The organism is Salmonella sp. SAL04214 (genome assembly GCF_046550615.1).
GTDB classification, from domain to species: Bacteria; Pseudomonadota; Gammaproteobacteria; order Enterobacterales; family Enterobacteriaceae; genus Salmonella; species Salmonella enterica.
In genome coordinates, this window is the sequence record NZ_JBGDXT010000012.1 from 66,452 (window position 1) to 82,456 (window position 16,005).

At 56.3% G+C, this 16,005-nt stretch carries 14 protein-coding genes; 11 read left to right on the top strand and 3 right to left on the bottom strand.

What is annotated here, in order from left to right; translation table 11 throughout:
- Positions 1 to 18: 18 nt before the first annotated feature.
- From iscU to sseB, 8 genes are all read left to right on the top strand, one after another.
- The gene (iscU, locus tag ACLJQD_RS18805; RefSeq protein WP_000331704.1) at positions 19 to 405 is read left to right on the top strand and encodes a Fe-S cluster assembly scaffold IscU; all 387 of its coding nucleotides are present in this window, start codon (positions 19 to 21) and stop codon (positions 403 to 405) included.
- Between the two features lie 28 nt (positions 406 to 433).
- Complete coding sequence (gene iscA, locus ACLJQD_RS18810) at positions 434 to 757, top strand: iron-sulfur cluster assembly protein IscA (protein ID WP_000028952.1); 324 nt, start codon at positions 434 to 436, stop codon at positions 755 to 757.
- A gap of 195 nt (positions 758 to 952) precedes the next feature.
- On the top strand, positions 953 to 1,468 hold the full coding sequence (gene hscB, locus ACLJQD_RS18815) for a co-chaperone HscB (protein WP_000384398.1): 516 nt from the start codon (positions 953 to 955) through the stop codon (positions 1,466 to 1,468).
- A 12-nt stretch (positions 1,469 to 1,480) separates the two neighbouring features.
- Positions 1,481 to 3,331, top strand: coding sequence for a Fe-S protein assembly chaperone HscA (gene hscA / locus ACLJQD_RS18820; RefSeq protein WP_001196653.1), 1,851 nt, complete (start codon positions 1,481 to 1,483; stop codon positions 3,329 to 3,331).
- Position 3,332: 1 nt separating this feature from the next.
- Positions 3,333 to 3,668 carry an ISC system 2Fe-2S type ferredoxin gene (fdx, locus tag ACLJQD_RS18825; RefSeq protein ID WP_001124466.1) on the top strand — a complete coding sequence of 112 codons (336 nt, stop codon included), beginning with the start codon at positions 3,333 to 3,335 and terminating at the stop codon, positions 3,666 to 3,668.
- Positions 3,669 to 3,679: 11 nt separating this feature from the next.
- Positions 3,680 to 3,880: a Fe-S cluster assembly protein IscX gene (gene iscX / locus ACLJQD_RS18830; RefSeq protein ID WP_000523621.1), complete on the top strand. Its 201-nt coding sequence runs from the start codon at positions 3,680 to 3,682 to the stop codon at positions 3,878 to 3,880.
- Between the two features lie 53 nt (positions 3,881 to 3,933).
- On the top strand, positions 3,934 to 5,217 hold the full coding sequence (pepB, locus tag ACLJQD_RS18835) for an aminopeptidase PepB (protein ID WP_017442135.1): 1,284 nt from the start codon (positions 3,934 to 3,936) through the stop codon (positions 5,215 to 5,217).
- Positions 5,218 to 5,326: 109 nt separating this feature from the next.
- On the top strand, positions 5,327 to 6,103 hold the full coding sequence (gene sseB / locus ACLJQD_RS18840; protein ID WP_001533245.1) for an enhanced serine sensitivity protein SseB: 777 nt from the start codon (positions 5,327 to 5,329) through the stop codon (positions 6,101 to 6,103).
- Between the two features lie 36 nt (positions 6,104 to 6,139).
- Here the strand turns inward: sseB and timP are convergent, their stop codons facing one another.
- A complete protein-coding gene (gene timP, locus ACLJQD_RS18845) occupies positions 6,140 to 6,256 on the bottom strand; it encodes a small toxic inner membrane protein TimP (RefSeq protein WP_242617614.1) in 117 nt (38 codons plus the stop codon).
- 415 nt (positions 6,257 to 6,671) lie between these two features.
- On the bottom strand, positions 6,672 to 7,340 hold the full coding sequence (locus ACLJQD_RS18850; RefSeq protein ID WP_017442249.1) for a DUF5066 family protein: 669 nt from the start codon (positions 7,338 to 7,340) through the stop codon (positions 6,672 to 6,674).
- A gap of 41 nt (positions 7,341 to 7,381) precedes the next feature.
- Here ACLJQD_RS18850 and ACLJQD_RS18855 point away from each other — a divergent pair, with 41 nt between their 5' ends.
- Positions 7,382 to 7,606 (top strand): hypothetical protein, encoded by a 225-nt coding sequence (locus ACLJQD_RS18855; protein WP_012535673.1) that lies wholly within the window; start codon positions 7,382 to 7,384, stop codon positions 7,604 to 7,606.
- Here ACLJQD_RS18855 and sseA read toward each other — a convergent pair.
- Positions 7,586 to 8,428 carry a 3-mercaptopyruvate sulfurtransferase gene (gene sseA / locus ACLJQD_RS18860; protein ID WP_017442248.1) on the bottom strand — a complete coding sequence of 281 codons (843 nt, stop codon included), beginning with the start codon at positions 8,426 to 8,428 and terminating at the stop codon, positions 7,586 to 7,588. The genes ACLJQD_RS18855 and sseA overlap by 21 nt on opposite strands.
- Positions 8,429 to 8,636: 208 nt before the next feature.
- Here sseA and ACLJQD_RS18865 point away from each other — a divergent pair, with 208 nt between their 5' ends.
- On the top strand, positions 8,637 to 13,577 hold the full coding sequence (locus ACLJQD_RS18865) for an alpha-2-macroglobulin family protein (protein WP_017442247.1): 4,941 nt from the start codon (positions 8,637 to 8,639) through the stop codon (positions 13,575 to 13,577).
- Positions 13,578 to 15,893: a peptidoglycan glycosyltransferase PbpC gene (gene pbpC / locus ACLJQD_RS18870; RefSeq protein WP_017442246.1), complete on the top strand. Its 2,316-nt coding sequence runs from the start codon at positions 13,578 to 13,580 to the stop codon at positions 15,891 to 15,893.
- The last annotated feature ends 112 nt before the right edge of the window (positions 15,894 to 16,005 follow it).

A 16,005-nucleotide genomic window follows, 5' to 3' on the forward strand; every position in this document is an offset into this window, starting at 1 on the left:
GAATCAGGAGAATTTATAATGGCTTACAGCGAAAAAGTAATCGATCACTATGAGAACCCGCGTAACGTAGGGTCGTTTGACAACAACGACGATAACGTGGGAAGCGGCATGGTTGGCGCTCCGGCCTGCGGCGACGTCATGAAGTTGCAGATTAAAGTTAACGATGAAGGTATCATTGAAGACGCGCGCTTCAAGACTTATGGCTGCGGTTCCGCTATCGCCTCCAGTTCTCTGGTAACGGAGTGGGTGAAAGGGAAATCCCTGGACGAAGCGCAGGCGATTAAAAACACCGACATTGCAGACGAACTGGAACTGCCGCCGGTGAAAATTCACTGCTCTATTCTGGCGGAAGACGCGATTAAAGCCGCTATTGCGGATTACAAAAGCAAACGCGAAGCGAAATAAAATAGAACGTTAACATTGAGGTTTTGTTATGTCGATTACACTTAGCGACAGTGCAGCAGCGCGAGTTAATACCTTCCTGGCCAACCGTGGTAAAGGGTTTGGTCTGCGTCTGGGCGTGAGAACCTCCGGCTGCTCAGGTATGGCTTATGTACTGGAATTTGTTGACGAGCCAACGGCGGAAGACACCGTGTTTGAAGACAAAGGCGTTAAGGTAGTGGTTGACGGCAAGAGCCTGCAATTTCTGGACGGTACACAGCTGGACTTCGTAAAAGAAGGTCTGAACGAAGGGTTTAAATTCTCCAACCCGAATGTGAAAGATGAGTGTGGTTGCGGCGAAAGCTTCCACGTGTAACCGTGTTCCGCTGTTATACCGAGCATTCGTGCTGCAGAAAAGCGGCAAGCGAGTGAATCCCCAGGCGCTTATTTGAGTAAGTGACTGGGGGAACCCGCGCAGACAACGCATCTGCGGCGCGAAGTAAGAAGGTATAACCCCACCGTGGTCGCCTGCGTGTGGGGTTTGTTCTGACAGGCTATCCCTGAGAATGTTATGGATTACTTCACCCTCTTTGGCTTACCAGCCCGTTATCAGATTGACACCCAGGCGCTGAGCCTTCGTTTTCAGGATCTGCAACGCCAGTATCACCCTGACAAATTTGCCAACGGCACCCAGGCGCAGCAGCTTGCCGCCGTCCAGCAATCCGCCACGATCAACCAGGCCTGGCAAACGCTGCGTCACCCTTTGACGCGCGCGGAGTATCTGCTCTCCTTACACGGGTTCGATCTGGCCAGCGAGCAACATACAGTACGCGACACCGCGTTTCTGATGGAACAACTCACGCTTCGCGAAGAGCTGGACGATATCGAGCAATCAAAAGACGACGTGCGGCTGGAAAGCTTCATCAAACGCGTACAAAAGATGTTTGATGCTCGCCTTCAGCAAATGGTGGAACAGTTGGACAACGCCGCGTGGGACGCGGCGGCGGATACGGTGCGCAAACTGCGGTTTCTCGATAAACTGCGAAGCAGCGCAGAACAACTCGAAGAAAAGCTGCTCGATTTTTAACTGGAATCTAACATGGCCTTATTACAAATTAGTGAGCCTGGTCTGAGCGCCGCGCCGCATCAGCGTCGTCTGGCGGCGGGCATCGACTTAGGCACTACCAACTCTCTGGTTGCGACGGTTCGCAGCGGCCAGGCGGAAACTCTGCCTGACCACGAAGGGCGCCACCTGTTGCCTTCAGTGGTTCACTATCAGCAGCAGGGCCATACGGTCGGTTACGCTGCGCGCGACAATGCCGCGCAGGATACGGCCAACACTATCAGCTCTGTGAAACGCATGATGGGACGCTCGCTGGCGGATATCCAGGCGCGCTATCCGCATCTGCCTTACCGGTTTAAGGCAAGCGTTAATGGGCTGCCGATGATTGACACGGCGGCTGGATTGCTCAATCCGGTACGCGTATCGGCTGATATTCTCAAAGCGCTGGCCGCGCGGGCTAGCGAATCGCTCTCCGGCGAGCTGGATGGCGTGGTGATTACCGTTCCCGCCTATTTCGATGATGCCCAACGTCAGGGGACGAAAGACGCCGCGCGGCTGGCAGGCCTGCATGTGTTGCGCCTGCTCAACGAACCGACAGCGGCGGCGATTGCCTACGGTCTGGACTCAGGCAAAGAAGGCGTTATTGCTGTTTACGATCTCGGCGGCGGTACCTTCGATATCTCTATTTTACGCCTGAGCCGCGGGGTGTTTGAAGTGCTGGCGACGGGCGGTGATTCTGCGCTCGGCGGCGACGACTTTGACCATCTGCTGGCGGACTATATTCGCGAGCAGGCGGGAATTGCCGATCGTAGCGACAATCGCGTTCAGCGCGAACTGCTGGATGCCGCGATTGCGGCGAAAATCGCCTTAAGCGATGCCGATACTGTTCGCGTTAACGTTGCGGGCTGGCAGGGGGAGATCACTCGCGAGCAGTTTAACGATCTCATTTCCGCGCTGGTTAAGCGCACGCTATTGGCCTGCCGTCGCGCATTGAAAGATGCTGGCGTTGAGCCCCAGGACGTTCTGGAAGTGGTCATGGTCGGTGGTTCGACCCGTGTACCGCTGGTGCGTGAGCGGGTGGGCGAATTTTTTGGCCGCACGCCGTTAACCGCTATCGACCCGGATAAAGTGGTCGCTATCGGCGCAGCGATTCAGGCCGATATTCTGGTCGGCAACAAGCCGGACAGCGAAATGCTGCTGCTGGACGTGATTCCACTCTCTCTTGGGCTGGAAACGATGGGTGGCCTGGTGGAAAAAGTCATTCCGCGCAACACCACTATCCCGGTGGCGCGCGCGCAGGATTTCACCACCTTCAAAGACGGCCAGACCGCGATGTCTATCCATGTGATGCAGGGCGAACGCGAACTGGTGCAGGACTGCCGCTCGCTGGCGCGCTTTGCGCTGCGCGGGATTCCGCCGCTGCCGGCGGGCGGGGCGCATATTCGCGTGACCTTCCAGGTAGACGCTGATGGCCTGTTGAGCGTCACCGCAATGGAAAAATCCACCGGCGTCGAGGCCTCCATTCAGGTCAAACCTTCCTATGGCCTGACCGATGGCGAAATCGCCTCGATGATCAAGGATTCCATGAGTTTTGCCGAGCAGGACGTGAAAGCGCGTATGCTGGCGGAGCAAAAAGTCGAAGCCGCGCGCGTGCTGGAAAGTTTGACCGGCGCGCTAACTGCCGATGCCGCGCTGTTAAGCGCCGCAGAACGTCAATGCATTGATGATGCCGCCGCACATTTAAGCGCGGTCGCACAAGGCGATGATGTTGACGCCATAGAACAAGCCATTAAAAACGTAGATAAACAAACCCAGGAATTTGCCGCTCGCCGCATGGACCAGTCGGTTCGTCGCGCGTTGAAAGGCCATTCCGTAGACGAGGTTTAACATGCCGAAGATTGTTATTCTGCCTCATCAGGATCTTTGTCCGGATGGCGCAGTTCTGGAAGCTGAGACCGGTGAAACCATTCTTGACGTTGCGCTGCGCAACGGCATCGAGATTGAACACGCCTGTGAGAAATCGTGCGCCTGCACCACCTGTCACTGTATTGTACGTGAAGGCTTCGACTCCTTGCCGGAAAGTTCGGAAGAAGAAGACGATATGCTGGATAAAGCGTGGGGGCTGGAGCCGGAAAGCCGACTGAGCTGCCAGGCCCGCGTTACCGACGACGATCTGGTTATCGAAATTCCACGTTACACAATCAACCATGCGCGTGAGCATTAACAGAGGGTAGTATGGGACTCAAGTGGACCGATAGCCGCGAGATCGGCGAAGCGTTATACGACGCATATCCTGATGTCGATCCTAAAACCGTTCGTTTCACCGATCTGCATCAGTGGATCTGCGAACTGGACGATTTTGACGACGACCCTAACGCATCCAATGAAAAAATTCTGGAGGCGATTCTGCTAGTCTGGTTGGATGAAGCAGAGTAAGTCAAATAACGGGCTGCCCTACGGCGGCCCGTTTGCTAATAAGGAAAATAACAATGACAGAAGCCATGAAAATCACGCTTTCCACGCAGCCTGCCGATGCGCGCTGGGGCGATAAAGCCACTTACAGTATTAATAACGACGGTATTACCTTGCATCTTAACGGTAAAGACGATCTGGGGTTGATCCAGCGTGCGGCGCGTAAAATCGACGGCCTGGGAATAAAACAGGTCGCGCTGACAGGCGAAGGATGGGATACCGAGCGTTGTTGGGCATTCTGGGCGGGTTACAAAGGTCCAAAAGGCGTCCGTACCGTAATGTGGCCGGATTTAGACGATGCCCAACGTCAGGAACTGGATAACCGCCTGACCATTATTGACTGGGTGCGCGACACCATCAATGCTCCGGCGGAAGAGCTTGGGCCGGAGCAACTGGCGCAGCGCGCGGTGGATCTGCTGTGCAGCGTCGCGTGCGATAGCGTCATTTACCGTATCACCAAAGGCGAAGATCTGCGCGAGCAGAACTATATGGGGCTGCATACCGTAGGCCGTGGTTCTGAGCGTCCGCCGGTGCTGCTGGCGCTGGATTACAACCCGACGGGAGACAAAGATGCGCCGGTTTATGCCTGCCTGGTCGGTAAAGGTATCACCTTTGACTCCGGCGGCTACAGTATCAAACAAAGCGCTTTTATGGACTCAATGAAATCCGATATGGGCGGCGCGGCGACAGTAACGGGCGCGCTGGCGTTCGCCATTACCCGTGGGCTGAATAAACGCGTAAAACTGTTCCTGTGCTGCGCTGATAATCTGATCAGCGGCAACGCGTTTAAACTGGGCGATATTATTCGCTACCGTAATGGCAAGAATGTCGAAGTCATGAATACCGATGCGGAAGGGCGACTGGTGCTGGCGGATGGCCTGATTGACGCCAGCGCGCAACACCCGCAGCTAATCATTGATATGGCGACGTTAACCGGCGCGGCGAAAACGGCGCTGGGTAACGACTACCATGCGCTATTCAGTTTTGACGATACGCTGGCGGGGCGTTTGCTGACCAGCGCGGCGCAAGAGAATGAACCGTTCTGGCGTCTGCCGCTGGCGGAGTTCCACCGTAACCAGCTGCCGTCTAACTTTGCGGAACTGAACAACACCGGCAGCGCGGCGTATCCCGCCGGGGCAAGCACCGCCGCGGGTTTTCTGTCGCACTTTGTTGAAAATTACCGCGAAGGCTGGCTGCACATTGACTGTTCCGCCACTTATCGCAAAGCGCCGGTTGAGCAGTGGGCTGCCGGGGCAACCGGTCTGGGTGTGCGCACCATCGCGAATTTGCTGACCGCCTGAACGGTGTTTTTGTAGGCCGGGTAAGCGAAGCGCCACCCGGCATTTTGTCTGATGGCGACGCCGTGCGTCTTATCAGGCCTACAACCCATATACATAATTTGTGATTCCTATGTCCGAAACTAAAAATGAATTAGAAATCTTGCTGGAGAAAGCGGCGACTGAGCCCGCGCATCGTCCGGCATTTTTCCGTACCTTACTGGAGTCCACCGTCTGGGTGCCGGGCAGCGCTGCCGAAGGCGAGGCGATTGTGGAAGACAGCGCTCTGGATTTGCAGCACTGGGAAAAAGAAGACGGCACGACCGTCATTCCCTTCTTTACTTCTCTGGAGGCGCTGCAGCAGGCCGTGGAAGACGAACAGGCGTTTGTGGTGATGCCAGCGCGCACGCTGTTTGAAATGACGCTTGGCGAAACGCTATTCCTCAACGCTAAATTGCCGACCGGCAAAGAGTTTATGCCGCGTGAAATCAGCCTGCTTCTCGCTGAGGAAGGCAGCCCATTAAGTACGCAGGAAGTGCTGGAAGGCGGCGAGTCGCTTATTTTATCCGAAGTGGCCGAGCCGCCGTCGCAGATGATTGATTCCCTCACTACGCTGTTTAAAACCATCAAACCGGTGAAACGCGCGTTTCTCTGCGCGATTAAAGAACATGCGGACGCCCAACCCAATCTGCTGATTGGCATTGAGGCTGACGGCGAGATTGAAGAGATCATTCACGCAGCGGGCAATGTGGCGACCGACACGTTACCGGGGGACGAACCGATCGATATTTGTCAGGTGAGAAAGGGCGAGCAGGGTATCAGCCACTTTATCACCGAGCATATCGCGCCGTTCTACGAGCGCCGCTGGGGCGGGTTCCTGCGCGATTTTAAACAGAACCGCATCATCTGAAGAAAAGAAAGCCGCCCAACAGGGCGGCCTCCTGGCTTACCTGCTCTGGAAATTGAGCGTTACGGGAACAGAATTACCTGGGTAGCTTCTGTCTGCGTGAAGACACAACGTGCCAGAAACAAGAAGCACGACACAAAAGCATCGTACCTTCATGTTGCGGTCCTTGCGAAGACCGCATCACGGCAGCACCGCTGGCGATAATGCCGTGATAGCAGGCACTACGGTGTGCCTGCGCTTACGGCCATGGGTTATCCTCTCCTGAAGCCAGCGCCCGTTTGCGAGACGGCGGAAAGGGCCGGGAAAGATAATACCTCAAATGTTGAATAGTTTCCCGGTAAATCATATTGACATTTGCTCCCTTAAAAGGGAGTATTAATCCCCTACGGTGTGCCTGCGTTGCTATGGCAACAAAGCCTGCTGGAAAGGCCGCGAACCGGACCAGCACAAAAAAACCGCTCAACTGAGCGGTTTTTTTGTGGCCTACTTAAACAGTATTTATGTAGATTCGTTTTAAATCAGCCTGAACGGTAGGCCGGATAAGCGTGAGCGCCACCCGACAGCATGTCGATTAATCGACGAGCGCGTCCAGTTTTGCCCAAAACGCCTCATGATAATCCTCCAGGTCAAGTAAAGCGGCATCGCGTTGTTCATTCATTTTTTGCTGTGCCTTCCATTGCGAAAGATGTAAATCCTCTTCGGTAAAGCCAATGTCTTTAGCGCCCGAAATAATATTATAGAGATATTCCACCAGAGAAGACTCCGCCAGCCAGAATTCATTACGTTCCATGCGGGCAATAGGGTATTCGCCGTTGGCATCCCGTTCTGTGATATAGATAAAAATGGCCTGATCGCCGACATGATCGATACGAATTAATGCCGGAAGACGGGGATCGTTACTCCAGACAGGCATCAGATCTTCAATATCAATACCTGAGCTATCCATGCCAGCGCCGTAATACGCCTCTTCATCAGGAGAGTAAGAATGTATTACTCCCTCTTTATCAATAGATCTTTGTAATGTTTCAATCACAGGCATATTATAATTGCTAAGTAGATCGCGGTCGTAGGCCAGTAGCGCCTTCAGGCTTTCAGGTAACTCAGTGGTTTCCGTATTTTGCGGATCGCGATACTTACGCACTCGCAGACGACTTATTTCCTCGGCAGACATAGGAGTAGGTACCTTATTACGGTTAACCTTTTTAACCAACTCAATTAAATTAGCGAGTAAAATATCCATTTTCCATCCTTAAAAATTATCTTTACAGGAGTTATTTTCCGGTGAAAACCAAAACAGCGGTGATGATACTCCTTATACCCGGCGTAAAGTATTTACCGATAAAAAATAGGATTTTATTAAGAGAAAATAATGCCCGTTTGCAGGACAGTGGAAAAGAGCTGAATAAAAACAATGTCTGTAGATCGTTTTACATCAGCCTGAACGGTAGGCCGGATAAGCGTGAGCGCCATCCGGCATGGCAGATATTAAGCGGGTTCAACCGGTAAATCGGTACGCGCGCCCCATTCGCTCCACGCGCCGTCGTAAAGCGTGACGTCAGGCACATCCAGCGTGGCGAGCGCCAGCACCACGACCGCGGCCGTCACGCCGGAACCGCAACTGGCGATAATCGGTCTGTCGAAACTCACGCCGTGGCTGAAAAAAACCTCATTCAGTTCGTCAGTGGTCTTTAATTCGCCCTCATACACCAGTTCCGTCCACGGGACGTTTAGCGCGCCAGGAATGTGTCCGCGCCTCAGTCCCGGACGCGGTTCATCAACCTGAGCGTTAAAACGCGCCGCCGGACGCGCGTCAACGATTTGCGCGGTTTTTTCATGGCTTGCCAGCAATACGTCGGTGAGACGCACCACGGCTTGCGGCGTGAATTTCGCCTCAAACTCGCCTCCTTCATGCGCTTCCTCGCCTTCGCGCAATAGCCATTCGTCGCGCTGCCAGCCCGCCAGTCCGCCCGCCAGAATGGACACTTTCTCGGCACCGAACGTGCGCAGCATCCACCACGCCCGCGGAGCGGAGAACAGATTGCCTTCATCGTATATGACCAGGTGTTTATCCTGGCGAACACCCAGTTCACGCATGGCCACCGCAAACGCTTCCGGGCGCGGCATCATATGCGGCAGCGGCGATGCGCGATCGGAAAGTGCTTCAATATCAAAAAACAGCGCGCCGGGAATATGTCCGGCGCGATATTCGCCCGCCATATCACGATGTTCCTGTCCTGGCGGCGCCATACGGGCGTCAAGAATCTGTATTTCCGGATCATCAATATGTTCGGCAAGCCAGTCGGCGGCGACAAAAAAGGCGGTGGTCATGGGTATCTCCATTGTTACCTGATTATGATCAAATTGTCGGACGTTTCCCGAAAAGGGACAAGTAGAAGAGGCTGTTTTGGCTGGCGAAACCACATTTCTGCGTAAAATTTTCGCATCATCACAGTAATACGGACTTACACAATAAAATTTCTCGCGCATAATATCTCATCAACCATTGCTGACAGGCCGTTAAGGCCAGGGATGAAAGATGAAACATTTACGCGTGGTGGCCTGCATGATCATGCTGGCGCTGGCGGGATGCGATAACAACGATAAAACCGCCCCGACGACTAAAAGCGAAGCGCCAGCCGTAGCGCAGCCCTCGCCCGCGCAAGACCCGGCACAGCTACAAAAGCTGGCGCAGCAAAGCCAGGGCAAAGCGCTCACGCTATTAGACGCCTCCGAAGCGCAGCTTGACGGCGCGGCGACGCTGGTGCTGACGTTTTCAATTCCTTTAGATCCTGAACAGGATTTCTCCCGTGTGGTTCACGTGGTTGATAAGAAAAGCGGCAGCGTTGACGGCGCATGGGAGCTGGCGCCAAATTTAAAAGAGCTAAGGTTACGTCATCTGGAACCTGAGCGCGTGCTGGTGGTCACGGTTGATCCCACCGTTAAGGCGCTGAATAACGCCACCTTCGGCAAGTCTTATGAAAAAACGATTACCACGCGTGATGTCCAGCCCAGCGTCGGCTTTGCCAGCCGGGGATCGCTGCTACCGGGGAAAATCGCGGAAGGACTGCCGGTCATGGCGCTTAACGTCAACCATGTTGATGTAAACTTTTTCCGCGTTAAGCCCGGATCGCTGGCGTCATTTGTCAGCCAGTGGGAGTACCGTAGTTCTCTCTCTAACTGGGAGTCCGACCATCTGCTGAAAATGGCGGATCTGGTTTATACCGGTCGTTTTGATCTTAATCCGGCGCGCAATACGCGTGAGAAACTGCTGCTGCCATTAAGCGATATTAAGCCGCTGCAACAGGCGGGCGTATATGTGGCGGTAATGAATCAGGCTGGACACTACAACTATAGTAATGCCGCTACGTTGTTTACCCTTAGCGATATCGGCGTGTCCGCGCACCGTTACCATAATCGGCTGGATATCTTTACGCAAAGCCTGGAAAACGGCGCGGCGCAGTCGGGAATTGAGATTGTTCTTCTGAATGATAAAGGTCAGACGCTGGCGCAGGCGACGAGCGACGCGCAGGGACATGTGCAACTGGAAGCTGATAAAGCGGCGGCGCTATTACTGGCGCGTAAAGAGGAGCAGACCACGCTGCTCGATCTCACGCTTCCGGCGCTGGATCTGTCGGAATTTAATGTCGCTGGCGCGCCCGGCTACAGCAAGCAGTTCTTTATGTTCGGCCCACGCGATCTCTACCGACCGGGCGAAACGGTTATCCTCAACGGATTACTGCGCGATAGCGACGGTAAAACGCTGCCCGATCAACCCGTTAAGCTGGAAGTGGTAAAACCAGACGGACAGGTGATGCGTACCGTTGTCAGCCAGCCGGAAAACGGGCTATACCGTTTGAATTATCCGCTGGATATCAACGCGCCGACCGGCTTGTGGCATGTCCGCGCCAACACCGGCGATAATTTGTTGCGGAGTTGGGATTTCCATGTGGAAGACTTTATGCCGGAGCGGATGGCGCTCAACCTGACGGCGCAAAAAACACCTCTGGCGCCTGCGGATGAGGTGAAATTCTCCGTTGTCGGCTATTACTTGTATGGCGCGCCTGCTAACGGCAATACCCTGCAAGGGCAACTTTTCCTGCGTCCGCTGCGCGACGCTGTCGCGGCCTTGCCTGGCTTCCAGTTCGGCAATATTGCCGAAGAGAATCTTTCGCGCAGCCTGGACGAAGTTCAACTGACGTTGGATAAAGGCGGACGTGGTGAAGTGAGTGCTGCCAGCCAGTGGCAAGAAGCGCATTCGCCGCTGCAGGTAATTCTACAGGCCAGCCTGCTGGAGTCTGGCGGCCGTCCGGTCACTCGTCGCGTAGAGCAGGCGATTTGGCCTGCCGATACGTTACCGGGAATTCGTCCACAGTTCGCCGCCAAAGCGGTATACGACTACCGTACGGATACCACCGTTAATCAACCGATTGTCGACGAAGACAGCAGCGCCGCATTCGATATTGTTTACGCCAACGCGCAGGGCGAGAAAAAAGCGGTGTCCGGTTTACAGGTGCGGCTCATCCGCGAGCGTCGCGACTATTACTGGAACTGGTCGGAAAGCGAAGGCTGGCAGTCGCAGTTTGATCAAAAAGATCTGGTGGAGGGCGAGCAGACGCTGAATCTGAACGCGGATGAAACCGGAAAAGTCAGCTTCCCGGTGGAATGGGGCGCGTACCGTCTGGAGGCCAAAGCGCCGAATGAGACGGTCAGCAGCGTTCGTTTCTGGGCCGGCTATAGCTGGCAGGATAACAGCGACGGTAGCGGCGCGGCGCGTCCGGATCGCGTCACCCTCAAACTGGATAAAGCGAGTTATCGTCCAGGCGACACCATGAAATTGCATATCGCCGCGCCGGTCGCCGGTAAAGGTTATGCGATGGTGGAGTCCAGCGACGGTCCGCTGTGGTGGCAGGCGATCGATGTGCCGGCACAAGGTCTGGATCTCACGATTCCGGTGGATAAAACCTGGAATCGCCACGATCTCTATCTCAGTACGCTGGTGGTGCGTCCCGGCGATAAATCTCGTTCCGCGACGCCAAAACGCGCCGTGGGGTTACTACACCTACCGCTGGGGGATGAAAATCGCCGCCTCGATCTGGCGCTGGAAAGCCCGGCTAAAATGCGCCCGAATCAGCCGCTCACCGTCAGGGTGAAAGCCAGCGTTAAACACGGCGAAATGCCAAAACAGATCAACGTGCTGGTCTCCGCGGTCGATAGCGGTGTATTGAATATCACCGATTACGCGACGCCGGACCCGTGGCAGGCGTTCTTCGGTCAAAAACGCTACGGTGCGGATATCTACGATATTTACGGCCAGGTCATTGAAGGGCAGGGGCGGCTGGCGGCGTTGCGTTTTGGCGGCGATGGCGACGACCTTAAGCGCGGCGGAAAACCGCCGGTAAACCATGTCAATATCATCGCGCAGCAGGCGCAGCCGATCACGCTCAATGAGCAGGGCGAAGGGGTCGTAACGCTGCCGATTGGCGACTTTAACGGCGAACTGCGGGTTATGGCGCAGGCATGGACAGCGGACGATTTTGGTCGCGGCGAAAGCAAAGTCGTTGTCGCCGCGCCAGTGATTGCCGAGCTGAATATGCCGCGTTTTCTGGCGGGAGGGGATGTTTCGCGACTGGTGCTGGACGTCACCAATCTGACCGACCGCCCGCAGACGCTGAATATTGCGCTCGCCGCCAGTGGGTTACTGGAACTGCTTAGTCAACAGCCGCAACCGGTCAACCTGGCGCCGGGCGTGCGCACCACCTTATTCGTTCCGGTACGCGCGTTGGAAGGTTTTGGCGAAGGCGAAATCCAGGCGACCATTAGCGGTCTGAATCTGCCGGGAGAAACCCTCGGCGCGCAGCATAAGCAGTGGCAAATCGGCGTGCGTCCGGCCTGGCCTGCCCAAACGGTAAATAGCGGCATTGCGCTGGCGCCGGGAGAGAGCTGGCATGTACCAGAGCAGCATCTGGCAAACGTCTCGCCAGCCACGTTACAGGGACAACTGCTATTAAGCGGAAAACCGCCGCTCAATCTGGCGCGCTACATTCGCGAGCTGAAAGCATATCCGTATGGGTGCCTGGAACAAACCACCAGCGGGTTATTCCCGGCGCTGTATACCAATGCCGCTCAATTGCAGTCGCTCGGTATTACTGGCGATAGCGATGAAAAACGGCGCGCCGCGGTGGATATCGGCATCTCCCGGATACTACAGATGCAGCGTGATAACGGCGGTTTTGCGCTATGGGATGAAAATGGGGCGGAAGAGCCCTGGCTAACGGCCTACGCGATGGATTTCCTCATTCGCGCGGGCGAGCAGGGATATAGCGTCCCGCCGGAGGCCATTAACCGGGGCAATGAGCGACTGCTGCGCTATCTGCAGGATCCCGGCACGATGCTGATGCTGATTCGTTATAGCGATAATACCCAGGCCAGTACTTTTGCCGCTCAGGCTTACGCCGCGCTGGTACTGGCGCGTCAGCAGAAAGCGCCGCTCGGCGCGCTGCGCGAAATCTGGGAGCGCCGTAGTCAGGCGGCTTCAGGACTGCCGCTGATGCAATTGGGCATCGCGTTAAACACGATGGGTGATGCCAGACGCGGCGAAGAGGCCATTACGCTGGCTCTGAATACGCCGCGTCAGGACGAACGGCAATGGATAGCGGATTACGGCAGTTCTCTGCGCGATAACGCTCTGATGTTGTCGCTACTGGAAGAGAACAACCTCAGACCGGACGCGCAAAACGCGCTATTAAGCTCGCTTTCTGAGCAGGCCTTCGGTCAGCGCTGGCTCTCTACCCAGGAGAACAATGCCTTGTTCCTCGCCGCGCATTCGCGACAGGCCAGCGCGGGCGCCTGGCAGGCGCAGACCTCGTTAGAGGCGCAGCCGCTGTCGGGCGACAAGGCGCTGACCCGTAATCTGGATGCTGACCAGCTGGCCGCCCTTGAGGTGACGAACACCGGTAGCCAGCCGCTATGGCTGCGTCTGGATAGCAGCGGCTATCCCTCATCTGCGCCTGAGCCTGCCAGCAACGTTTTGCAGATTGAACGACAAATACTGGGGACCGATGGTCAGCGCAAATCGCTGTCCTCGTTGCGTAGCGGCGAACTGGTGCTGGTCTGGTTAACGGTAGTGGCCGATCGCAATGTGCCGGATGCACTGGTGGTGGACCTGCTCCCGGCCGGGCTGGAGCTGGAAAACCAGAATCTGGCTGACAGCAGCGCCAGCCTGCCGGAGAGCGGTAGCGAAGTGCAAAATCTGCTTAATCAGATGCAGCAGGCGGATATTCAGTATATGGAATTCCGCGACGATCGGTTTGTGGCTGCCGTCGTTGTCAATGAGGGCCAGCCCGTGACGCTGGTCTACCTGGCGCGCGCGGTAACGCCGGGGACGTACCAGCTTGCGCAACCGCAGGTGGAATCGATGTACGCGCCTCAGTGGCGGGCAACCGGCGCGAGCGAGGGGCTGCTGATTGTGACGCCTTAAATGAACGGTTGGCGTGGTAAACGTGGCCGCTGGCTGTGGCTGGCGGGCGCGCCGTTTTTTATTCTTCTGGCGTTATGGGCGGCGGATAAACTTTGGCCGCTGCCGCTCAATGAGGTCCATCCTGCGCGGGTCGTGGTCGCCCATGACGGTACGCCGCTGTGGCGCTTTGCCGACGCCGGGGGGATCTGGCGTTATCCGGTGACGATTGAAGAGGTCTCTCCCCGTTACCTGGAGGCCCTAATCAATTACGAAGATCGCTGGTTCTGGCGGCACCCTGGCGTTAACCCTTTCTCCGTCGCGCGCGCGGCATGGCAGGATCTTACCGCCGGGCGCGTTATTTCCGGCGGCAGTACGCTGACTATGCAGGTGGCGAGACTGCTGGACCCGCATTCGCGCACGTTCGGCGGTAAAATCCGCCAGCTTTGGCGCGCCCTCCAGCTTGAATGGCATTTGTCCAAGCGTGATATCCTGACGCTGTACCTGAACCGCGCGCCGTTCGGCGGCACGCTACAGGGTATTGGCGCTGCAAGCTGGGCCTACTTCGGCAAGCCGCCCGCGCGCCTGAGCTACGCTGACGCGGCGCTGCTGGCCGTATTGCCGCAGGCGCCGAGCCGGTTACGCCCCGACCGCTGGCCTGCGAGAGCCGAAGCGGCACGAAATAAAGTGCTGGATCGGATGGCGGCGCAGGGCGTCTGGCCTGCCGAAACGGTACGCGAGTCGCGTGAAGAGCCGGTCTGGCTGGCGCCGCGTCAAATGCCGCAACTGGCGCCGCTTTTTGCCCGAATGATGTTGAGTAAAAGCCGGAGCGACAAAATTGTGACCACGCTGGACGCCGGGTTGCAGCGGCAACTGGAAGATCTGGCGCGGGCATGGAAAGGGCGGCTGCCTGCACGCAGTTCATTGGCGATGATCGTCGTCGATCATACCGATATGAGCGTGCGCGGCTGGGTAGGATCGGTAGACCTTAATGACGACAGCCGTTTTGGTCATGTCGACATGGTAACGGCGATCCGATCGCCGGGATCGGTACTCAAACCCTTTGTGTATGGTCTGGCGCTGGATGACGGCTTGATCCATCCCGCATCACTATTACAGGACGTTCCGCGCCGCACCGGAGATTACCGTCCGGGAAACTTCGACAGCGGATTTCACGGCCCGGTTAGCATGAGCGACGCGCTGGTACGCTCGCTGAATCTGCCTGCCGTTCAGGTGCTTGAGGCCTATGGGCCGAAACGATTTGCGGCAAAACTGCGTAACGTCGGCCTGCCGCTATATTTGCCTGCTGGCGCGGCGCCCAATCTTTCGCTGATTCTGGGCGGCGCGGGCGCGCGGCTTGACGAGATGGCGGCGGCATACAGCGCGTTCGCTCGTCATGGGAAAGCGGCGAAACTACGGTTACAGCCGGACGATCCGCTGTCGGAAAGACCATTAATGTCGCCGGGAGCGGCGTGGATCATTCGACGGATTATGGCGGATGAAGCGCAACCCTTGCCGGATAACGCGCTGCCGCGCATTGTGCCGTTGGCGTGGAAAACCGGCACCAGCTACGGCTATCGCGATGCGTGGGCTATTGGCGTTAACGCGCGCTATATCATCGGCATCTGGACAGGCAGACCCGACGGCACGCCTGTGGTGGGGCAATTTGGTTTTGCCAGCGCGGTGCCATTGCTTAATCAGGTCAATAATCTGTTACTGGCGCATACGGGACGCCTGCCGGAAGATCCGCGTCCGCAGGCGGTAAGCCGCGGCGTCATTTGCTGGCCGGGCGGACAGACTCTGCCTGCCGGAGACAGCAACTGTCGCCGCCGACTGGCGACATGGCTGCTTGACGACAGCCAGCCGCCCACGCTGCTGTTACCTGAGCAGGAAGACATCAACGGTATTCGTTTCCCGGTCTGGCTGGATGATACGGGGCGGCGTGTCGCTGCCGACTGTCCGCAGGCGCGTGCGCATACGTTTATCGTCTGGCCGCGGCCGCTGGAGCCGTGGCTGCCGCCTGCGGAAAGACGTAGCGCCCGCTTGCCCGCGGCGTCCGACCACTGTCCGCCGCTACAGGGCAATGATGCCGCGCCGTTAATGCTGTCAGGAGTGAGGGATGGCGCGGTGATCAGGCAATTGCCAGGCCAGGAAAACGTTACGCTGCCCGTCTCGACTACCGGCGGTAAAGGGCGTCGCTGGTGGTTTTTAAATGGCGAACCTGTTAATGGCGAAAATAATCGCCTTTCTTTATTACTCAATATCGCTGGACGTTATCAACTTGTCGTAATGGATGAGTCCGGTCAGGTTGCAGCGGTTAATTTTGAATTAATACGTTAACAACTCTTCAGAATAAATTATGAATTTCATTTAATTTAAAGTTAATGAGAATTATTAATTTTCCGGAATTACCCTTAATGAGGGAGCTTGATAAATATCAAGAGATCTAACA

Excerpts from the sequence above, each read along its gene's own strand:
- iscU (WP_000331704.1), top strand. The coding sequence starts at position 19 with ATGGCTTACAGCGAAAAAGTAATCGATCACTATGAGAACCCGCGTAAC.
- iscA (WP_000028952.1), top strand. The coding sequence starts at position 434 with ATGTCGATTACACTTAGCGACAGTGCAGCAGCGCGAGTTAATACCTTC.
- hscB (WP_000384398.1), top strand. The coding sequence starts at position 953 with ATGGATTACTTCACCCTCTTTGGCTTACCAGCCCGTTATCAGATTGAC.
- hscA (WP_001196653.1), top strand. The coding sequence starts at position 1,481 with ATGGCCTTATTACAAATTAGTGAGCCTGGTCTGAGCGCCGCGCCGCAT.
- fdx (WP_001124466.1), top strand. The coding sequence starts at position 3,333 with ATGCCGAAGATTGTTATTCTGCCTCATCAGGATCTTTGTCCGGATGGC.
- iscX (WP_000523621.1), top strand. The coding sequence starts at position 3,680 with ATGGGACTCAAGTGGACCGATAGCCGCGAGATCGGCGAAGCGTTATAC.
- pepB (WP_017442135.1), top strand. The coding sequence starts at position 3,934 with ATGACAGAAGCCATGAAAATCACGCTTTCCACGCAGCCTGCCGATGCG.
- sseB (WP_001533245.1), top strand. The coding sequence starts at position 5,327 with ATGTCCGAAACTAAAAATGAATTAGAAATCTTGCTGGAGAAAGCGGCG.
- timP (WP_242617614.1), bottom strand. The coding sequence starts at position 6,256 with ATGAAGGTACGATGCTTTTGTGTCGTGCTTCTTGTTTCTGGCACGTTG.
- ACLJQD_RS18850 (WP_017442249.1), bottom strand. The coding sequence starts at position 7,340 with ATGGATATTTTACTCGCTAATTTAATTGAGTTGGTTAAAAAGGTTAAC.
- sseA (WP_017442248.1), bottom strand. The coding sequence starts at position 8,428 with ATGACCACCGCCTTTTTTGTCGCCGCCGACTGGCTTGCCGAACATATT.
- ACLJQD_RS18865 (WP_017442247.1), top strand. The coding sequence starts at position 8,637 with ATGAAACATTTACGCGTGGTGGCCTGCATGATCATGCTGGCGCTGGCG.
- pbpC (WP_017442246.1), top strand. The coding sequence starts at position 13,578 with ATGAACGGTTGGCGTGGTAAACGTGGCCGCTGGCTGTGGCTGGCGGGC.